This is a genomic window from Acidisarcina polymorpha (assembly GCF_003330725.1).
Lineage (GTDB): Bacteria > Acidobacteriota > Terriglobia > Terriglobales > Acidobacteriaceae > Acidisarcina > Acidisarcina polymorpha.
On record NZ_CP030840.1, the window covers coordinates 5,681,179 to 5,700,126 of the forward strand.

General features: G+C 57.7%; 14 protein-coding genes. 12 read left to right on the forward strand and 2 right to left on the reverse strand.

The window, feature by feature from the left end; genetic code table 11:
• Positions 1 to 211: 211 nt before the first annotated feature.
• The gene (gene dnaE / locus ACPOL_RS24225) at positions 212 to 3,736 is read left to right on the forward strand and encodes a DNA polymerase III subunit alpha (RefSeq protein WP_114209332.1); all 3,525 of its coding nucleotides are present in this window, start codon (positions 212 to 214) and stop codon (positions 3,734 to 3,736) included.
• 12 nt (positions 3,737 to 3,748) lie between these two features.
• Here dnaE and ACPOL_RS24230 read toward each other — a convergent pair whose 3' ends face one another.
• Together ACPOL_RS24230 and ACPOL_RS24235 are read right to left on the reverse strand one after the other, a co-directional pair.
• On the reverse strand, positions 3,749 to 4,510 hold the full coding sequence (locus ACPOL_RS24230) for a hypothetical protein (RefSeq protein WP_114209333.1): 762 nt from the start codon (positions 4,508 to 4,510) through the stop codon (positions 3,749 to 3,751).
• 175 nt (positions 4,511 to 4,685) lie between these two features.
• Positions 4,686 to 5,297: a superoxide dismutase gene (locus tag ACPOL_RS24235; RefSeq protein ID WP_114209334.1), complete on the reverse strand. Its 612-nt coding sequence runs from the start codon at positions 5,295 to 5,297 to the stop codon at positions 4,686 to 4,688.
• A gap of 356 nt (positions 5,298 to 5,653) precedes the next feature.
• On the opposite strand from ACPOL_RS24235, the gene ACPOL_RS24240 reads away from it, so the two are divergent.
• The 11 genes from ACPOL_RS24240 (at position 5,654) to ACPOL_RS24285 (ending at position 18,693) form a co-directional block, all read left to right on the forward strand.
• The gene (locus ACPOL_RS24240; protein WP_114209335.1) at positions 5,654 to 7,018 is read left to right on the forward strand and encodes a glucoamylase family protein; all 1,365 of its coding nucleotides are present in this window, start codon (positions 5,654 to 5,656) and stop codon (positions 7,016 to 7,018) included.
• A gap of 134 nt (positions 7,019 to 7,152) precedes the next feature.
• Positions 7,153 to 9,579 (forward strand): glycoside hydrolase family 15 protein, encoded by a 2,427-nt coding sequence (locus tag ACPOL_RS24245; RefSeq protein ID WP_114209336.1) that lies wholly within the window; start codon positions 7,153 to 7,155, stop codon positions 9,577 to 9,579.
• Between the two features lie 134 nt (positions 9,580 to 9,713).
• Positions 9,714 to 11,735: a transketolase gene (gene tkt / locus ACPOL_RS24250; protein WP_114209337.1), complete on the forward strand. Its 2,022-nt coding sequence runs from the start codon at positions 9,714 to 9,716 to the stop codon at positions 11,733 to 11,735.
• A gap of 5 nt (positions 11,736 to 11,740) precedes the next feature.
• Positions 11,741 to 12,211, forward strand: coding sequence for a ribose 5-phosphate isomerase B (gene rpiB / locus ACPOL_RS24255; RefSeq protein WP_114209338.1), 471 nt, complete (start codon positions 11,741 to 11,743; stop codon positions 12,209 to 12,211).
• 74 nt (positions 12,212 to 12,285) lie between these two features.
• Entirely contained in the window at positions 12,286 to 12,906 is a 621-nt protein-coding gene (locus ACPOL_RS24260) for an HAD family hydrolase (RefSeq protein ID WP_114209339.1), read from the forward strand.
• Positions 12,907 to 13,026: 120 nt separating this feature from the next.
• Positions 13,027 to 13,203 (forward strand): hypothetical protein, encoded by a 177-nt coding sequence (locus tag ACPOL_RS35795; RefSeq protein ID WP_338026714.1) that lies wholly within the window; start codon positions 13,027 to 13,029, stop codon positions 13,201 to 13,203.
• Positions 13,204 to 13,219: 16 nt separating this feature from the next.
• Positions 13,220 to 14,569 carry a glucose-6-phosphate dehydrogenase gene (gene zwf / locus ACPOL_RS24265; protein ID WP_338026715.1) on the forward strand — a complete coding sequence of 450 codons (1,350 nt, stop codon included), beginning with the start codon at positions 13,220 to 13,222 and terminating at the stop codon, positions 14,567 to 14,569.
• A gap of 90 nt (positions 14,570 to 14,659) precedes the next feature.
• On the forward strand, positions 14,660 to 15,457 hold the full coding sequence (gene pgl / locus ACPOL_RS24270) for a 6-phosphogluconolactonase (RefSeq protein WP_114209340.1): 798 nt from the start codon (positions 14,660 to 14,662) through the stop codon (positions 15,455 to 15,457).
• Entirely contained in the window at positions 15,454 to 16,491 is a 1,038-nt protein-coding gene (gene glk, locus ACPOL_RS24275) for a glucokinase (RefSeq protein WP_114209341.1), read from the forward strand. The genes pgl and glk overlap by 4 nt, the downstream gene beginning before the upstream one ends.
• A gap of 33 nt (positions 16,492 to 16,524) precedes the next feature.
• Positions 16,525 to 16,917, forward strand: a complete 393-nt coding sequence (locus tag ACPOL_RS24280; protein ID WP_114209342.1) for a copper resistance CopC family protein — start codon at positions 16,525 to 16,527, stop codon at positions 16,915 to 16,917.
• A 156-nt stretch (positions 16,918 to 17,073) separates the two neighbouring features.
• Complete coding sequence (locus ACPOL_RS24285) at positions 17,074 to 18,693, forward strand: copper resistance D family protein (RefSeq protein ID WP_114209343.1); 1,620 nt, start codon at positions 17,074 to 17,076, stop codon at positions 18,691 to 18,693.
• Positions 18,694 to 18,948 lie beyond the last annotated feature (255 nt).

Here is an 18,948-nt window from a genome sequence, read left to right on the forward strand (position 1 = left end):
CCGTCGAGGCTCTCCGGAGGGCATTCGATCGACCACGAATATTTGCAAGCTGCGGGTTTAGCGGGTCAGGAACAGCGTCTGCTCGAGGCGTGCGGCTCTTCGTTGCGGTCCTCGCTCAGCAATTGAGGACGCTTTTTCCTCAACTTCCTCCGACGTGTGAGGCGAAGCGAAGAAGGCCAGGTCGTCCGCGCTCTAAAATTGAAGTAGAGCTATGGCTGAATTTACCCACCTTCATCTTCATACGGACTATTCACTCCTGGATGGCGCCTGCGACGTCGAGAAACTGGTCAACCATGTCGCCGATATCGGGCAGCAGGCGGTTGCCATCACCGACCACGGCAACATCTACGGAGCGGTGCATTTCTTTGAGGCGGCGAAGAAGCGCGGCGTTAAGCCGATTCTTGGCTGCGAGCTCTACATCTGCCAGAAGGAAGACCATCGCGCCGACCCTCAAGGCGATGATTACAACCACCTCCTAGTGCTGGCCGAGAATGAGGAGGGCTATCGCAACCTGGTTCGAATCACCTCGGAGGCGTCGCTGCATGGTTTCTACCGGAAGCCGCGCATTAGCAAGAAGTACCTTGCGGAACATGCGAGCGGTCTGGTGGGCTTTTCGGGCTGCCTGGCGGGTGAGCTCTGCCAGGAATTGATCGCCGGCAAATACGAAGAAGCGCGGCATACGGCGAGTGAATACCAGGACATCTTCGGCAAAGGGAACTTTTTTCTAGAGATCCAGGACCAGGGTCTGGAACTCGAAAAGAAAATACACGCCGATCTTTTCAAGCTGGAGAGCGAACTCAATATTCCGCTAGTCGCGACCAATGACAGCCATTATCTCTGTGAAGACGATCATCACGCCCATGAAGTGCTGCTGTGCGTACAAACCGCGGGCTCGATCCATGACCCCAAGCGGTTCAAGTTCGACTCCGACCAGTTCTTTGTGAAGTCGGCGGCGCAGATGGAGAAGCTCTTCTCCCATGCGCCGCAGGTGGTCAATCGGACGATGCAATTCGCTGAGCGGTGTTCGCTCAAGATCAATAAGGTGGATAATCCATTTCCAGAGTTTGCGGTTCCCGCCGGACATACGATCGACAGCTATTTTGAGGAGGTGTGCCGGCAGGGTTTCCGCAAGCGGCTGGATACGGCGGTTCGCCATCTGCAGGACCGCGGATTGTTGCGCTTTCCGATCTCCGATTACGAGGCGCGTTTAGAGCGGGAGATCGATTGCATTAAGGCGATGAAGTTCGCCGGATATTTCCTGATTGTCTGGGACTTCATCAAGTACGCGCGCGACCACGATATTCCGGTGGGTCCGGGGCGTGGTTCGGCGGCAGGTTCGCTGGTCTCGTATGTGATGGAAATCACGAATATCGATCCACTGCAGAACATTCTGCTCTTCGAGCGGTTTCTGAATCCGGAGCGGGTATCGATGCCGGATATCGATATCGATTTCGACATGAACCGGCGCGGCGAAGTGATCGAATATGTGACCCGCAAATACGGCCGCGAGCAGGTAGCGCAGATCATCACCTTCAACACCATGGCGGCGAAGGCGGCGATCAAGGACGTCGGACGAGCGCTCGACCTTCCTTATGGGGATGTCGACCGGATCGCGAAGATGGTTCCGGCGACCATCGGGGTGACGATCGAGCAGGCGTTGAAGGATTCTCCCTCTCTGCAGGAGGCCTATGACAAGGACCCACAGACCCGCGAGCTGATCGACACGGCGAGGAAGCTCGAGGGGCTGGTGCGCGGAGCAGGCGTGCATGCGGCAGGAGTGGTCATCGCGCCGCGGCCGCTCACCGATCTCGTCCCGGTGACCCGGAGCAAGAACGACGAAATCGTGACTTCCTACGATATGAAGGCCATCGAGAAGCTGGGCCTTCTCAAGATGGACTTCCTCGGACTGACGACCCTGACCGTCATCGACGACTGCCTCAAGCTGATCAAGAGTAATCAGGAAGTGGAGCTGGATCTGGAGACGATCCCGCTCGATGACCAGCATACGTATGAGCAGGTCTTTCACCGGGCGTTGACTTCGGGGATCTTTCAGTTTGAGTCCGGCGGCATGCGCGACGTTCTGCGGCGGTACAAACCGACTTCGGTCGAAGACCTGACCGCCTTGAATGCGCTCTATCGTCCGGGTCCGATCCAGGGCGGCATGATCGATGACTTTATCGAGCGCAAGTGGGGGCGGCGGAAGGTGGAATATCTGCTGCCCGACCTGGAAGTGCTGTTGAAGGAGACGCTGGGCGTCATCGTCTACCAGGAACAGGTGATGCAGATCGCCAATGTGCTTGCCGGTTATTCGTTAGGAGACGCCGATCTTCTCCGCCGGGCGATGGGCAAAAAGAACGCCGAGGAGATGGCGAAGCAGCGCGAACGGTTTGTCTCGGGCGCGGCGGCCAAGAAATATCCGAAGGACACGATCACCCGCATCTTCGACTTGATGGAGCAGTTTGCCGGATACGGCTTCAACAAGTCGCACTCTGCCGCGTATGCGCTGCTGGCCTACCAGACTGCCTACTTGAAGACCTACTATCCGATTGAGTTCATGTCGGCGTTGCTGACGTCGGAAATTTCGAAGCCGGAAAACGTCGTCAAGTACATCAAGGAATGCCGCGAGATGGGGATTTCGGTCGAGCCTCCGGATGTGCTGTTTAGCGGCGCGAATTTTACCCCTCATGGCAAGGCAATTCGTTTTGGATTGACGGCGATCAAAAATGTCGGCCGAAATGCGATCGACTCGATCCTTGCTGCGCGTGCGGCCTTGGAGGCGGAAGAGAAGAGCTTTGCTTCGTACTGGGAGTTTTGCGAGAAGGTTGATCTGCGGCTCATGAACAAGCGTGTTCTGGAGTCGTTGATCAAGGCCGGGGCGCTCGATTCGTTTGGGAGGCGTTCGCAGTTGATCGCCGCGGCCGATAAGGCAATGGAACAAGCGCAGAAGGCGCAGCGGGATTCGGCTGCTGGACAGCATGGACTGTTTGGACTGTTTGACGATGGGCCGGTGACTTCCCGGGCGGCGAACGATCTGCCCAAGGTTCCGGACTGGGACGAAAACCAGCGGTTGCAGAGCGAAAAGGAAGTGTTGGGGTTCTTTGTTTCGGGGCACCCGCTGGACAAGTACGCGGAAAAGCTGCGCAACCTGCCTGGGGTGGTCGATACGGCGACGGCGCTTGAGATGAAGCCGGCTCCGGTGACCTTTCGGCGCGGTCAGCCGGCCTCGACAGAGAATGACATCGCTATCGCCGGAGTGATCGTCGGCTTGAAGGTAGCCAAGTCGAAGCGGTCTGGCGAACTCTACGCGCAGGCATCTTTAGAGGACACGGTAGGCAAGATCGATCTGATCTGCTTCCCCAAGGACTATGAGAGGCTGGCGGCAAATCTCAAGATCGAGGTGCCGGTGCTGGTGCGGGGTCAAATACGCGCCGAAGAGGAAGCTGCGCCGAAGCTCTGCGTCTCTTCGATTCAGGCGCTCGAAGATGTGAAGCTGCGCCTACCGCAGAATGTGAAGATTCGGGTCGCGCTGGATCGGGCGAGTGCTGCGACCCTTGCCGAACTGAAGGCAATGATCGGCGAGTCGCCAGGGCCCGGACGGGTGATGTTCAGCATGGAACAGGCAGGCGAATACGTCGTCGTCATGGAGCCGTCCGGAGTGACCGTAGGAGCGGACCGCGCTTTCTTTGATCGTGCCGAGATCCTGTTGGGGCGAGGGATGGTGGTTGCGGTCGATTGAGCTAAATCGAGATCACTGCTGTTGGGTGGCAGGGGCCTGATTTGGAGGCGGAGGCGGCGGCTGCTGCAGCTGGAAGTTCTCGCGAACGATGGCGAACGTCTGGCTGGGAACATCGACTTCGAGGATGAGGTTCCGCGGTGAAAAATAGAGTTCGCTGACGACCGATCCGATGGTCAAAGACGTGTGATGGACGGAGATCGCCTTGCCCGCAAGCGTACCTTGAACATCGGCCTGGGGTGAGAGAGTGGCAGTGCTTAGAATGCCAGTTTGCTTAGGGATCAGCGCTGAGACTGGAGTGTCGGGATACATAGCGACCAGGCGCAAAAGGATGTCATAGCTCGACATATCGAAGTCCGGAAAAAAGACAGTCTGGGCCGGGCTGCTGATGGAGTTTCGGTAGCTTCGACCGTCGGCGGAAATGTCGATCGCAAAGTTCGAGCCCGCGGGACGGACGGCGAAGGTCACTGCCGATCCATTCACAATGCCATTGAGGTTTTCCTGCAAGATCGCCAGGTTGCTGTTGAGGCTGCCGCTGTTCGAAAAACTAAACTTGGTATTTTGCAGAGTAACGCTTCCGTGGCTGACGATGGTGTAAGCGGAAGGGGTTGCAATCTGACCTTGTTTCACTGGCTCAATGGCGAAGTCGCTGCGGCCGACAGGATGATTTCCCTGGTTAATCGAAAAGTGTGCGGAATCCCTGAAGGTGCTCGTCTGAGCTTGCAGCAGTGGGGCGAAAAAGCTAAGCAGGAGGGCCAGAATAAGATGTCGCTTCATGAATCGTTCCTGCTCAATTAGACGCGAATCGCCGGTAAAAGGCTTGGTGGCCGTTTTTCGAACCATTGACGGCGAACGAAGGGGAAGGCAAACGAAGGGAAGTCCGCCAGGACAATAAGAAAGCCTAGGCCTGAAACTCAGGCCTGGGCTTTGCGGTTGCGATTCGTGCGGGGCACTACTTGGTTGTGGCCTGTTCGAAGCGCTTGTTGATTTCGTCCCAGTTCACGGTGTTCCACCAGGCGGCAAGATATTCGGGGCGACGATTGTTGTATTTCAGATAATAAGCATGCTCCCAGACATCGTTGCCCAGGATGGGATAGAGGCCTTGGGAGAGCGGATTGTCCTGATTGGGGGTGGTGACGATTTTCAGCTTGCCGTCGTAAACCAGCCAGCCCCAGCCGGAGCCGAACTGTTTTGCGGTGGTTTCGTTGAACTGCTTCTTGAAGTCTTCAAACGAACCAAAGTCCTTCTTGATCTGGTCGGCAATCTTGCCGGTAGGCTCTCCGCCCCCGCCTGGCTTCATGATCGTCCAGAACATGGTGTGATTGACATGGCCGCCGCCGTTGTTGCGAACGACGGTGCGTACATCTTCGGGAACGCTGTTGAGGTTTTTGAGCAGATCTTCGGGCGTGTGCTTGGCGAGGTCGGGATGCTTTTCTATGGCCCCGTTCAGGTTGGTGACGTAAGTGGCGTGATGCTTGTCGTGGTGAAGCTTCATCGTGGCTTCGTCAATATGCGGTTCGAGGGCGGCGTAGTCGTAGGGCAGGGGTGCAAGTTCGTAAGCCAAAATGTTCCTCCTTGGGTGAGCTGCCGGTAAGGGCAGCGTTAAGAACGTGAGTGTGTCCCGGCGGTTCGCGGGATCTTCTCGCACTACTCGCTATCGATAGTAATGGATGCGCGAGAGGGTTGTTGAGTTCCGTTCCGTTTTGGAGCTTGGAGAGGGTGGAAAGGAATCCTTTCGGGCGGCGGGAGCGTCTTTCACGAGTAGTCTCATTCATTCAGAGGGCAACCAACCAGGCCGGCAAGGACGGGCCAGAGGTATCGCATTTTGACAAACCAGGTTCTTGGAGTTTTCTGCTTTTGGCGCGTTCGCGAATAACCCGAAGAGAATTGTTGCGGTCAGCGGGCGCTTCCGGCGTAGCCATGGGTTCTTCCGCGTTGCTGGCTTCCGGCTTGCTTGCTCAGAATCAATCCCAGGCGCCCCCGGTCAAGCCTGGTCAGGAGCCGAGGACGGAAAGCCAGGCTGCGGCCAATTATCCTCATCCGCCGGGCGTGTTCATCAACCGGCCGCTCACCCAGATTTCGAAGGACGCGGATGCGTTGCTGGATGACATGGAGGGCCGGGGCTGCGATTTCTTCTATGAACAGGCGAGTCCAAAGACCGGCCTGGTCCGCGACCGCGCCCCGGCGGTCGGGAGGTCGCTGAGCCGGGTAGCCAGTATTGCGGCGACCGGCTTTGGACTCAGCGCGCTATGTATTGCGGCGAAGCGAAATTACCTTCGTCCGATGGATTGTGAGCAGCGGGTCGAGAGGACCTTGGCCTTCCTGCTGGAAGACTGTCCCCACGAGCATGGCTTTCTTTATCACTTCATCGACATCGAGAGCGGGCAACGGATGTTCAATAGCGAGTTGTCCTCAATCGATACGGCGCTGCTGCTCTGTGGCGTACTGTTGTGCCGGCAGTACTTCTCGGGAAACTCGAGGATCCAGGCTCTGGCGACGACTTTTTACCGGCGGATCGACTGGGAGTGGATGTTGAATGGCGGCGGCACGCTTTCGATGGGCTGGCTCCCGGAGCAAGGGTTCCTGCAACACCGGTGGGACATCTATGCCGAGCTGATGACGATGTACCTGATGGCAATCGGCTCGCCCACCCACCCGATCGATCCGAAGACCTGGGATGCCCTGCAGCGGCCTTTGGTCGACTTCGGAGGCATTGAATACATCAGCGGCGTGGCGCCACTGTTTATTCATCAGTACGCCCATGCATGGTGCGATTATCGCGACCAGCGGGACCGGCATACCAACTACTTTTCGAACTCGATCGCCGCTACCCGGGCGCACCAGTTGTTCTGCATCGCGTTGAAGAGCTATCCGTGGATGGATCAGGACATGTGGGGCATCACGGCGTCGGATTCCCGGGAAGGCTACCGGGTCTGGGGCGGGCCGCCAGCGATGGGACCGATTGACGGAACGATCGTGCCCAGCGCCGCTGCCGGTTCGCTGCCGTTCCTGCCGGCGGAATGTTCGCATGTGCTGCTGAGTATCCGGCGCAAGATGGGAAATCGGGTATGGACCAGGTACGGATTTGTCGACGCCTTCCTGCCCAAGTCCAACTGGTTCGCCCAGGATATTTTAGGCATCGATCAGGGAATCAGCGTCCTGATGGCGGAGAATGTTAGAACCGGATTTGTTTGGGAACATTTCATGAAGAATCGCGAAATTCAGCATGCGATGCGGCAGGTCGCCTTTCACCCGGATCCAGATGCGAATTCGCAGGTGTTATAGTTCCTCGCTTGCCCAAAACAGGGAATTGACGGAACTTTAATCCTTGAAGGTTCTATGGCATCTGTAGGCGGGAAGGTTTAGGCAGGTAAGCTGGAAAGGCAGAAGCCATGCGCTTCTGATCGGAAGAAGAACTTATGACGTTGCTAGAAGCGGAATATAAGTGGGTTGAAGGATCCGGGGCGGCGTTCGGCGCACCGGGATTGCCGCCGCGGTGGACATCGGCGGCAAAGGACACAGTAGCAACCGCCTATTCGGCGTCGAGCCGGGTCTGGTACACAATCTCCCACGGCATTCTGAACGAAGTGTATTTCCCCACCATCGACCGGCCGCAAATCCGCGATATGGAATTGTTGATTTCCGATGGAGAGACCTACTTCCAGGAAGAAAAACGGACCCTCAAGACGAAGTTCGAGTACATCGACTCCGATTCCCCGGCGGTGCGAACCGTCGGCCGCGACCCTGAGGGTCGATACACGCTGACGAAGGAGATCATCTCAAATCCTCACCATCCAGTCATCATTGTTCATGCGGTGCTTGAGGGCGATGAGAAGGTGCTGTGCCGTTTAAAGGTCTACTCGCTGCTCGCACCCCACTTGAACGGCGGCGGCGCGGGAAACTCTGCGCGCACCTTGGAAGTAGCGGGCAAGCGCTCGTTTATTGCCTGGAAAGATGGGATCTCGCTAGCCATGATCTGCGACCCGGGCTTCCGGAGGACGAGTTGCGGCTATGTGGGGACGAGCGACGGCTGGCAGGATATGCAGAATTTCAAGATGGACTGGGAATTCGGGAGCGCCCTGGATGGCAATATCGCGTTGCTCGGCGAGGTGGATCTGACCCATCAAGCCGGGGGGCGGCGCGAGTTCACGATTGCGCTGGGCTTCGGGTATGGCCATCATGCGGCCCTCTCCGGAGCGATGGCCTCACTGGCAACGCCGTTTGACTCCCACCTGAAGCGATACATTCTGCAATGGCATCGCGCCGCCAGTCCGCTGGAACTCGCAGTGAAGTCGCATGACAAAGGAACGCTGTTACAGATCAGCCATAATATTCTGCTGACCCACGAGGACAAGACGTATTCCGGGGCATTTATCGCCTCGGCGTCCATACCTTGGGGAAACCACAAGAGCGATGAGGACCTGGGCGGGTACCATCTGGTTTGGACGCGGGACATGGTGCAGACGGCGTCTGCCTTGCTCGCCTGCGGGCGCACCGACACTGCGCTTCGAGCGCTGGTTTACCTGGCCTGTACGCAGAAGCCGGACGGGAGCTTCGCGCAGAACTTCTGGGTGGATGGCACGCCCTACTGGACGGGAATTCAACTTGATGAGGTCGCCTTCCCGATCATGCTGGCGTGGCGTCTTTGGAAGGTCGATGGCTTAGGCGAATTCGATGTTTTTCCTTTTGTCGAGCGGGCGGCGGCGTTCCTGGTTCGATATTCTCCCATCACTCAGCAGGAACGATGGGAGGAAAACGCTGGATATTCTCCCTCAACTTTGGCGGCGGTCATCGCCGGCTTGATTTGCGCGGCCGACATCGCCAAGTCCCGCCATGCCTTCGAAATGGCCCACTTTCTCGAACATTATGCTGACTGGATCGAAGCCCATCTAGACGAATGGACGGTCACGGATGAGGGGGTCCTGGTTCCGGAGATTCGACGGCACTACATGAGGATCCGGCCACCGAGCCGGGGAGAGATGTACTACCGGGAGGAGGTCGGCGAAGGGATGCTGCGGCTCTCCAACCGGGCGCCTAACGAGCGCTACGACTTCGAGGCGCGCGAAGTCGTGGACGCCGGATTCCTGGAACTGGTCCGCTACGGCATTCGAAGTGCGCACGATCCGTTGATCGTCGATTCGCTTAAAGTCATCGACAAAGTTCTCAAGGTAGAGACGCCTGCCGGTCCGTGCTGGCGGCGGTATAACCACGATGGTTATGGACAGCGGCATGATGGAGGTCCATACCTGGGCTGGGGGCAAGGACGTGCGTGGCCGATCTTGACCGGGGAGCGCGGCCACTATGAGTTGGCCGCCGGACATGATCCGGCACCCTTCATCCAGGCGCTGGAACGGTTCGCCTCGGAGGGGGGGATGATTCCCGAGCAGATCTGGGATGAGCCCTCAATCGATGGCATGGAGATCGGGCGTCCGACCGGGGCTGCGATGCCGTTGGTCTGGGCCCACGCGGAGTACCTGAAGCTGCTTCGTTCGGCATTGGATGGGCGGGTCTTTGAACGAATTTCGGTCGTGGAAGATCGCTATATCGGGGAAAACCGGCACCATGGGCATCCGGAGATATTCAAACTGCGGCGCCCGCTCAAGACGGTTCGTGCCGGATCCACGCTCCGGGTGGTCGCTGAAAACCGCTTCCGCTTACTATGGAGTGTGGATGGTTGGGCGACGGTGAATACGCTGGAATCCTGCCACGTAGGATTTCCGGGGTCCTTTGCCGATGTCAGCGTTCCGGAGGCGCAAAGTGGCACCATATCGTTTACCCTGTTCTGGCCGGGAGAGAACCGCTGGGAGGGTCGCAACTTCGATGTCGAGATTGTGTCTGCGGGCTGACACCTTAAGCGATTAACAAACATCCAAGTGGAGACAAGCTCGACAAGTACGTTCTTCTCGATTGGTCCATTCCCGATGTTGAAGTTTCGGTTTCGTCTATCACGCATTTTTTTACTAAGAACGAAGAGGGTTTTATGAGCGAAATTGACCAGTTGTCGATCAACGCGCTGCGGTTTCTCGCAGTGGACGCGGTACAAAAGGCGAACAGCGGACACCCGGGCGCGCCGTTAGGAGATGCGCCGATCACCTATTTGCTGTTTCACAAGTACATGCGTCACAACCCCAAGCATTCCAAGTGGACCAACCGGGACCGCTTCGTTCTGTCGAACGGGCATGCATCGGCGATGCTCTATAGCGTCCTGCACCTGAGTGGCTACGATGTCACGATCGAGGATCTCGAGCAGTTCCGGCAATATGGCTCGAGGACTCCAGGTCACCCAGAGCTTGGCGACACCGATGGCGTCGAGGTCACTACCGGACCCCTCGGTCAGGGCTTTGCGATGGCAGTCGGGATGGCGATCGCCGAGAAGCATCTGGCGGCCATCTATAACAAACCCGGTTACGACCTGGTCGACCACTACACCTACGGCATCTGCGGCGACGGCGACATGATGGAAGGGGTCTCGCATGAAGCGGCCTCGCTGGCTGGCACGCTTGGCCTGGGCAAGCTGATCTTCCTCTACGACGACAACTTGATTTCGCTCGACGGTCCTACCGACCTCTCCTTTACTGAGGATGTGGAGAAGCGTTTCGAGGCATATCACTGGCACGTCCAGAAGGTGGCTGACGGCAACGATCTGGATGCGATCTCGAAGGCAATCGATAATGCGAAGGCGGTAAAAGACAAGCCCTCGATCATCGCTGTGCGCACGATCATCGGCTATGGCAGCCCGAAGGCGGGAACCAACAAGGCGCATGGGGAGCCGCTGGGCGCCGAAGCGGTAAAAGAGACCAAGAAGAATCTGGGTTGGCCCGAAGACAAGATTTTCTATGTGCCGGAGGAGGCTTACAAGAACTGGCACACCATTCTTGATCGCGGAGCGAAGGATGAAGCTGCATGGAACGATCTTTTCGCCGCCTATAAGAAGGAACATCCAGAGCTAGCGGCGGAGTTCGAGCGGGTGCAAGCCGGGAAGCTGAAGGAAGGCTGGGAGAAGAGCCTGCCGAGTTTTCCTGCTGACAGCAAGCCGGTCGCGACCCGCACCGCGGGTAATCTGGTGATGAACGGCTTTGCCAAAGAGGTGCCGGAGCTGATTGGCGGCGCCGCCGATCTGACTGCCTCCACCAAAACCATTCTCAAGGACACGACCAATTTCCATATCGATCCGGCTGGCCGGAACATCTGGTTTGGGGTGCGCGAGTTCGCCATGTGCGCTGCCGTGAACGGAATGGCCGCCCACGGCGGAGTTATCCCGTATGGGTCCACCTTCTTTACCTTCAGCGACTACTGCAAGCCAGCATTGCGGCTAGCGGCAATCATGAAATCGCACTCCATTTTCGTCTATACCCACGATTCGATCGGGCTAGGCGAGGATGGTCCAACCCACCAGCCAATTGAGCACCTGATGGCGTTGCGCGCTGTTCCCCACCTGACCGATTTGCGCCCTGCGGACGCCAATGAGACGTCGGCCGCCTGGCGACTCGCGTTAGAACGGAAAAGCCCATCTTTCTTCGCACTCTCGCGGCAGGATCTTCCGATTCTTGATCCGGCCAAACATGACATCTATGACGGCGTGAGCCATGGCGCCTACATCATTGAGCCTGGTGGCGACTCTCCCGACCTCTTGATCGTGAGCACTGGCGCAGAGGTCTGGCAGGTGCTGAAAGCGGTCGACGTGCTCAAGAAGGATGGACTCCAGATCCGGGTGGTTTCGATGCCCAGCTGGAAGATCTTCGAGGAGCAGTCGGAAGACTATAAGGCGTCGATCTTCCCCGATCATCTGCCCAAGCTTGCAGTCGAGGCAGGAAGTACGCTCGGCTGGTGGAAGTATGTAGGCCGGCACGGGGATGTGATCGGGCTCGATCGCTTCGGCGCCTCGGCCCCGGGAACGCTTGCGCTCGAGAAGCTCGGCTTTGGGGTCGATAATATCGTCGCCCGGGCCAAGAAGCTGATCGAAGTGGCCCAGAAGAGCGAAGTAACCGTGGCGGGGAAATAGCCGCCATGAGACTGGTTGTTGCATCTGATCACGCGGGCTTCCTCCTGAAGGAGGAAGTCCGTGCTTATGTGGAGCGTCTGGGTCACGACGTGATCGACCTGGGCGCTTACAACACTGAGCCATCCGACTATCCGGACTTTGCCGAAGCAGTCGGCAAGGCATTGCATGCTGGCCGCGCAGAGCGGGCGATCTTGATCTGCGGAAGCGGCGTGGGAGTTTGTGTCGCGGCCAACAAGATGCCGGGAATTCGCGCGGGCATGTGCCATGACACCTACTCGGCCCATCAGGGAGTGGAGCACGACGATATGAACGTCCTGGTGCTTGGGGCAAGGATCGTCGGTTCCGCATTGGCATTCGATATCGTTTCTATTTACCTTCAGGCAAAGTTTCAATCGCAGGAGGAGCGGTTCGTTCGGCGACTCAACAAGGTGAAGGCGATCGAGGCGCGCAACATGCCTGAGGCGGTCCAGCCGTAAAGACGGGGTTGAAATCGCACCGCTGTGATCTTCACAGTTTGGATTTTTCAACATACGGTCAGCGGAGATTAAGTATGAGCCAGGTGAGCACGATATTGTGGGACGTCGGCGGCGTGCTACTGACTAATGGGTGGGACCATGTGCAGCGTTACGCGGTGCTGGAACATTTCGGGTTGCCGCGTGAACCTTTCGAGCGTATTCACGCCGAGGTGAATGATGCCTGGGAGAGGGACCAGATCACCGTCGAGGAATATCTGCAGAAGACCGTATTTTGCGAACCGCGACAGTTTACGCCTCAGGATTTCCTGGCGGAGATGAAGAAGCAGTCGGAGTTGCATCCAAATACGGCCATTGGACTTCTGCGGCAAGTCGCGGCTTCGGATGACCTGGCTGTGGGCATCATGAATAACGAATCTCGAGAGCTCAATGACTTTCGCATCGAGAAGTTTGGATTCTACGAGTATTTCGATTGCTTCGTGAGCTCCTGCTATGTCGGTTTGCGGAAGCCTCACCCCGAGATCTACAAGCTGGCGCTCGACCTATTGCAACGCGATCCCGATGAGGTCCTTTTTATCGACGACCGCGAGGGCAATATTGCTACCGCGACGGACTTGGGGATGCACGGAATCGTCCATAAAACGGCCAAACAAACCGCGATGGAGATGGACCGGTTAGGGATTCATGTGGATGCTTAGGGATTAGCCGAGAGCAGGATTTCCTGGCCGTGACGCGCCGGGTTGCACCCAAGTGGTGGTCACCGACATCAGAGACGAAGACAACAGCCGCGGGAAAAACAAAGAGGGAGAGTCACACCTATGGCAACGACAGAAATCAAGATCGCCCCTGAGCATGTTCACAAGGACACTCACTCTGACGTGCGTGTTCCCGATCCAAGTATCGTCATTATCTTTGGCGCTTCTGGGGACTTGACGAAGCGGAAGCTGCTACCGGCGCTTTTTTCACCTGGAACAAGCCGGACTGCTGCCGGATAATTTTGCCATCGTCGGAGTGGCGCGGCGTCCCCTTGAGGACTCATTCGCGGCCGATATGAAGGACGGGATCCTCAAATACGGCGGAGTTCAGGAAGGCGAGGAGCATCTCGATGAATTCATTGCGAAGGTGAAATACCATGCGATGAACTTCGATGATGCGGTCGGGTACGACCAGTTGAACGAGTTGCTGCACAAGATCGATGAGGAGCACGGAACCAAGGGAAACCGGCTTTTTTATCTCGCGACTGCTCCGGAGTATTTCGCCGACATCATTGACCATCTGGGCGAGAAAGGTATGGCCAAGCCGAAGGAGGGGAAGGTCCGGGCGATCATCGAAAAACCGTTCGGTCACGACCTCGCGTCGGCTCGGGCGTTGAACGACAACATCAACACCGTCTTCGATGAACAGCAGATCTTCCGTATCGACCATTATCTGGGAAAGGAGACGGTGCAGAACGTCTTAGTCTTCCGCTTTGCGAATGGCATCTTCGAGCCCATATGGAACCGGAATTACATCGACCACGTTGAGATTACGGCAGCTGAGAGTATCGGTATCGAGGGCCGCGGTCCCTTCTATGAGAAGGCGGGCGCATTGCGCGACGTCGTTCAGAATCACGTCATGGAGCTGCTGTCTTTCGTCGCGATGGAACCGCCAGTGTCGTTCGAGGCCGATGCGGTCCGTGGAGAAAAGGTCAAAGTATGGCGGGCGATCAAGCCGATCCCGGTGGAAGATACAGTACGCGGGCAATATGGGCCGGGAATGATCGGCCGGGAATCCGTGAAAGGGTACCGGGAGGAAGAAAGGGTCGATCCGAATTCGGTCACCGAGACCTTCGCCGCCGTGAAACTTGAGATCGAGAACTGGCGCTGGGCGGGTGTGCCTTTTTATATCCGCGCCGGGAAGCGGCTGGCAAAACGGACGACCGAGGTAACGGTGGTCTTCAAGCAGCCCCCAATGCGGCTCTTCAACCAGACAGAAGGCGCGCCGTGCGATGAAATTCAGCCGAATCTGATTACCATGCGCATTCAACCGGATGAGGGCATCTCTCTGCGCTTTGGCGCCAAGGTGCCGAGCACCGGTATGTCGGTCTGTCCGGTAGTGATGGACTTCAACTACGCCGCGGCTTTTGGGACATCGTCGGCGAACGGGTATGAGCGTTTGCTGCTCGATGCGATGCTGGGCGATGCAACCCTGTTTGCACATCGTGACGGGGTCGAGGCGACCTGGGCGCTCTACACGCCAGTGCTCGAGGCTTGGGCCAAGTCGCCGGCCAAGGATTTCCCCAACTATGCCAGCGGAACCTGGGGTCCAGCCGCGTCCGACGAGCTGATGCGGCGCGACGGACGTGAGTGGCAGCGGCTGTAGCGGTTGAAATGCGCCTTTGCATCGGTAGGCGAGGGCGCACCAGCTGGGCTTTTCATTTCAATTCATCCTCACGGCCGGAGATTTGATCGAATGTCTGTAACTATAGCGGTTACATACCGTGTTTTACCTACACCCGACGAGCTCGCTCGTGCGATGGCCGAGAAAGTGCTCGAAGTTGCGCAGGCCGCAGTGTCGGCGCGAGGGGTCGCCCGCCTGGCAATCTCGGGTGGCAGTACGCCGAAGAGGTCGTTCGAGTTGCTGGCCGATCCCGAGCAGGGCTTTGTCAAGCAAATGCCCTGGGACAAGATCGATCTATTTTGGGTCGACGAGCGCTGTGTTCCTCCGGATGACAAGGACAGCAACTATCGAATGACCCGCGAGGCATTACTCAGCAAGGTGCCTTTGCCGCAGGAGCGAGTGTTCCGGATTGAAGGGGAGCTGGATCCGGAAGACGCGGCGGCCCGGTATGAGTCGGCGATACGGAACCGCTTTCGGCTGGAAGGCGCCGAGCTGCCGACGTTTGACCTGGTAGCTCTTGGGATGGGCCCCGATGGGCACACTGCTTCGCTCTTCCCTCACACTGAGGGTCTGCACGAGCTTGGGCGAGTCGCCATCGCCAACCATGTTCCCCAAAAAGAAACTTGGCGGGTCACGCTCACAGCACCGGTGATCAACCAAGGGCGCCAGGTCGTTTTTCTGATTGGGGGAGAGGATAAGGCAGAGGTATTGAGTCAAGTACTGTCGTCCAAGTATGATCCCGAGACGTGGCCATCGCAATTGGTGCAGCCGAAGAACGGCTCGTTGCTGCTGCTGCTGGACCGTGCTGCGGCGGCGCTATTGCCGAAGACGGACGAGAGCGGTGAGGGACACCTGGAGATCCAAAGATGATTCTCGCCGGTGATGTGGGCGGTACGAAGGTCCACCTGGCTCTTTATGGTTTCGCGCAAGGCAGTCTTTCGCATATTCGCGATGAGAAGTATCCCGCGCATGAATATTCAGGACTGGCGGACATCGTTTCGAAGTTTCTTGCCGAGGGAAAAGATTCCGGCGATGAGGTGACCGCTGCTTGTTTCGGCGTGCCTGGTCCGGTGCAGGATGGGCGCCTGCGGCTCACCAACCTTCCCTGGGATCTCGATAGCAGGGAACTCGCACGATCGCTGAAGATCGAGCATATCTTTCTGATCAACGACCTTGAAGCGAACGGCTATGGAATCCCGGAGCTGAGTTCCGAGCAGATTTCCGTGTTGAGCGGAGGCGATCCCACGGCTAGGGGCCATCGCGGTCTGGTTTCTGCAGGAACCGGATTAGGCGAGGCTGTCCTGGTCTGGACTGGCGGCCACCACTTGCCACTGGCTTCAGAAGGCGGCCACACGGATTTCGCCCCGCGCAACGAGGTCGAGATTGAATTGCTCCGCTATCTCTGGAAGCGTCTCGGCGGCAGAGTGAGCTACGAACGCGTGGTCTCCGGCATCGGGTTGAAAAATGTCTACGCCTTCCTGCGCGACGAACGAGGTTTGGAAGAGCCGGCATGGTTGAAGGAGCGGATGGCGACTGAGGATCCGAATGCAGTAATCGGGGAGGTCGGAGAACAGGGCGGAAACGAATTGTGTACGCAGACCCTCGAGATCTTTACTTCAGCATACGGAGCAGAGGCCGGCAATCTCGCCCTGAAGATCCTTGCCAACGGAGGCATCTATCTGGGCGGCGGGATCGCGCCGAAGATCCTCAAGACTATGCAGAGCGGGGTCTTCATGAAGGCTTTTACCGATAAGGGACGCATGCGGCATCTGCTCGAGAAGATGCCGGTGCGGATCATTCTGGAGAGCCGGGCTGCGTTGATGGGAGCGGCTGCCTATGCCGAAGAGCGTGCCGCGGAGATCAGCGGTCGATCGGTACGGGCGGCGTCGGTGCAGTTTTCTTAAGTCCTTTATGCTTCGAGCACTGTCTAATTCTCTATGAAGCTACCGCATAGAAGTTCCTTGTTTCAGGATGTGCTCCGGGCCTGCGTTATGACTGCGATAGCGGTCACCCTCATCACCATCCCTCGTGTCGCTTCAGCACATGCGGTGTTGATGCGCTCTTTGCCGGCAGCAAATTCAACTGTCCATGGCCCCGATGTGCCGGTGACGATCCAATTTAATTCCCGGGTCGATAGCGCGAGGTCGACGCTGCTTTTGAGTATGCCCGGTGGCGAAGCGAAGCCGCTTGTTCTGGAGAAGCAGACTGCGCCGGACACTTTGACAACGCATGCTACGCAGCTGACCCCGGGCAAGTATGCGATTCGCTGGCAGGTACTGGCCACGGATGGCCACATTACACGCGGGCAAATTTCTTTTGCTGTGCAATAGCATCTGTTTTCCTATCGCTCACTACTCTCCAAAACAGCTTCAGCGTCGTCTTCGGACCGAAGAAAAACCGCGCCGCAGGGAGTCGCCGGGCAAGGCCCCCATTGCGAATGACCTTTCGTTCATTTGTCCAGTATGCTTCCAGACTGAGGGACCTCATTGATTTGGCTTTTGCGCGACTTTGATCTGCTGTCAGTGCTGATCCGGGGTGTGGCGCTTTCTTTCGAAGTGCTGACGTTGGGCGGGATCGCTTTTCTGTTGATCGCGGGTTTGCGCGCAAATGCGAGCGAGCCGGTGCGACGGGGCTGCTGGCGCGGAATCCGCTGGGCTGCAACTGGGCTATTCCTGGCAGAAATTGCCTCGGTTGGAATTGACACTGCCATCCTGATGGGCGGTTCTGCGCTCCACTTTGCTGACGTTGTGGCGGCACCGTACTTCATCGCTGGCACAATTGCGGCCTTGGCCACTCTCGCTGTTGTAACCTGTGCGGCATTTAGAGGCCGTATCGCCACTTTGCTATTAGGGCCCTTGGCGATTCTGATTTTGCTGGCCGCGGTTGCGGGCAGTCACGCGGTTTCGCGCATGGATCATCGAGTCGCCTTAGTAGCATTGACTGCTGCTCATCACGTGGGCGCTGCCATATGGATTGGGGCGATTCCGTTTCTGTTGATTGGCATGCGACGGTCTGAAGACGTGGGCGAAGCCAAGCGTCTGCTGGTGAAGTTCTCTCCGATGGCGATTGCGGGAGCGGGGATGCTGCTGCTGGGCGGTATCGGTATGGGCTGGGTCTATTTGGGTGTTTCGGCCGACAAGTCGCTGAGTGGCCTGTATGGAACGGCCTACGGCGTGATGCTGCTGGCCAAGATCTACTTGTTGGTGCTGATTGTGACGCTGGGCGCGGGGAACTTCTTCCTTGTCCGAAGGATTGAAACTGCGCCGGAGAGTCTCCTGCGGCGGCTTCGGCGTTTCGGTGAAGCAGAGATCGGGTTGGCGTTCACCGCCATCCTGGCAGCGGCTTCGATGACTTCACAGCCGCCGGCCGTCGACTTACCCGCCGACCGGGCGACGCTTGCAGAGATTGGAGCGAGGTTTCGGCCGGAATGGCCGCGATTGACCAGCCCCTCATTCGCCGAACTGGCGCCATCGACGCCAATCCAAATTGCGGTGAAGGAGATGCAATTCAATGGAGCTTCAGCTCCGAGCGATAGCAACGACGAGGCGTGGTCGGAGTACAACCATCACTGGGCTGGCTTGATCGTCCTGGCGGCAGGAATCTTCGCGTTGCTAAGCCGGCTTCCCAGGACAAGATGGGCGCGAAACTGGCCGCTGGTGTTTGCCGGGTTGGCGGTATTTATCGTGCTCCGCGCCGATCCTGACTGCTGGCCTCTGGGTCCACGCTCATTCTGGGCGAGCTTTTACGCGCCAGACGTATTGCAACACCGCTTGTACGCATTGTTGATCTTGGCGTTCGCCGCATTTGAGTGGGGAGTACAGACGGAAAGGCTCCATTCCAAAAGTGCCACCATGGTGTTTCCGGTGCTTTGTGCGGTTGCTGGCGCGTTGCTGCTTACCCATAACCACTCGATCGGCAACGTGAAAGAGGAGTTGCTCGCCGAGATGAGCCACACGCCGATTGCCTTGCTGGGAGCCACGGCGGGCTGGAGTCGCTGGCTGGAGCTGCGATTGCCGGGTCAGAAGGAGTCGAGGCTCGCGTCCTTTGTTTGGCCGGCATCCCTAATATTGGTGGGCCTGGTGCTGCTGAATTACCGCGAGTCTTGAGCGCAAAACTGTCTCGAAGCGAAGACCGCTGACTGAGCGAGCAGGTGTCCAGTTTACTCCAGTCCTTTGACGTATTTCTGAAGAGAATTAGCCTGGCCCAAAGCATTGCGGAGCCTGCCTCCGTCGTGAGTTCAAGGAAGGGCACTGACGGCACCCGCAGGGTGCGCGATTCTATGTTTCCGGCTCCGGAAAAGAATGGACATGTGGCTCCACTTCGTCCCGCATTCTTGTTATATTTAGAGACTCACCAAGTTT

Bases quoted from the DNA above. Each gene is read 5' to 3' on its own strand.
- glk (WP_114209341.1), top strand. From the start codon at position 15,454: ATGATTCTCGCCGGTGATGTGGGCGGTACGAAGGTCCACCTGGCTCTT.
- pgl (WP_114209340.1), top strand. From the start codon at position 14,660: ATGTCTGTAACTATAGCGGTTACATACCGTGTTTTACCTACACCCGAC.
- ACPOL_RS24240 (WP_114209335.1), top strand. From the start codon at position 5,654: ATGGGTTCTTCCGCGTTGCTGGCTTCCGGCTTGCTTGCTCAGAATCAA.
- rpiB (WP_114209338.1), top strand. From the start codon at position 11,741: ATGAGACTGGTTGTTGCATCTGATCACGCGGGCTTCCTCCTGAAGGAG.
- tkt (WP_114209337.1), top strand. From the start codon at position 9,714: ATGAGCGAAATTGACCAGTTGTCGATCAACGCGCTGCGGTTTCTCGCA.
- ACPOL_RS24245 (WP_114209336.1), top strand. From the start codon at position 7,153: ATGACGTTGCTAGAAGCGGAATATAAGTGGGTTGAAGGATCCGGGGCG.
- ACPOL_RS35795 (WP_338026714.1), top strand. From the start codon at position 13,027: ATGGCAACGACAGAAATCAAGATCGCCCCTGAGCATGTTCACAAGGAC.
- ACPOL_RS24230 (WP_114209333.1), bottom strand. From the start codon at position 4,510: ATGAAGCGACATCTTATTCTGGCCCTCCTGCTTAGCTTTTTCGCCCCA.
- ACPOL_RS24280 (WP_114209342.1), top strand. From the start codon at position 16,525: ATGAAGCTACCGCATAGAAGTTCCTTGTTTCAGGATGTGCTCCGGGCC.
- dnaE (WP_114209332.1), top strand. From the start codon at position 212: ATGGCTGAATTTACCCACCTTCATCTTCATACGGACTATTCACTCCTG.
- ACPOL_RS24260 (WP_114209339.1), top strand. From the start codon at position 12,286: ATGAGCCAGGTGAGCACGATATTGTGGGACGTCGGCGGCGTGCTACTG.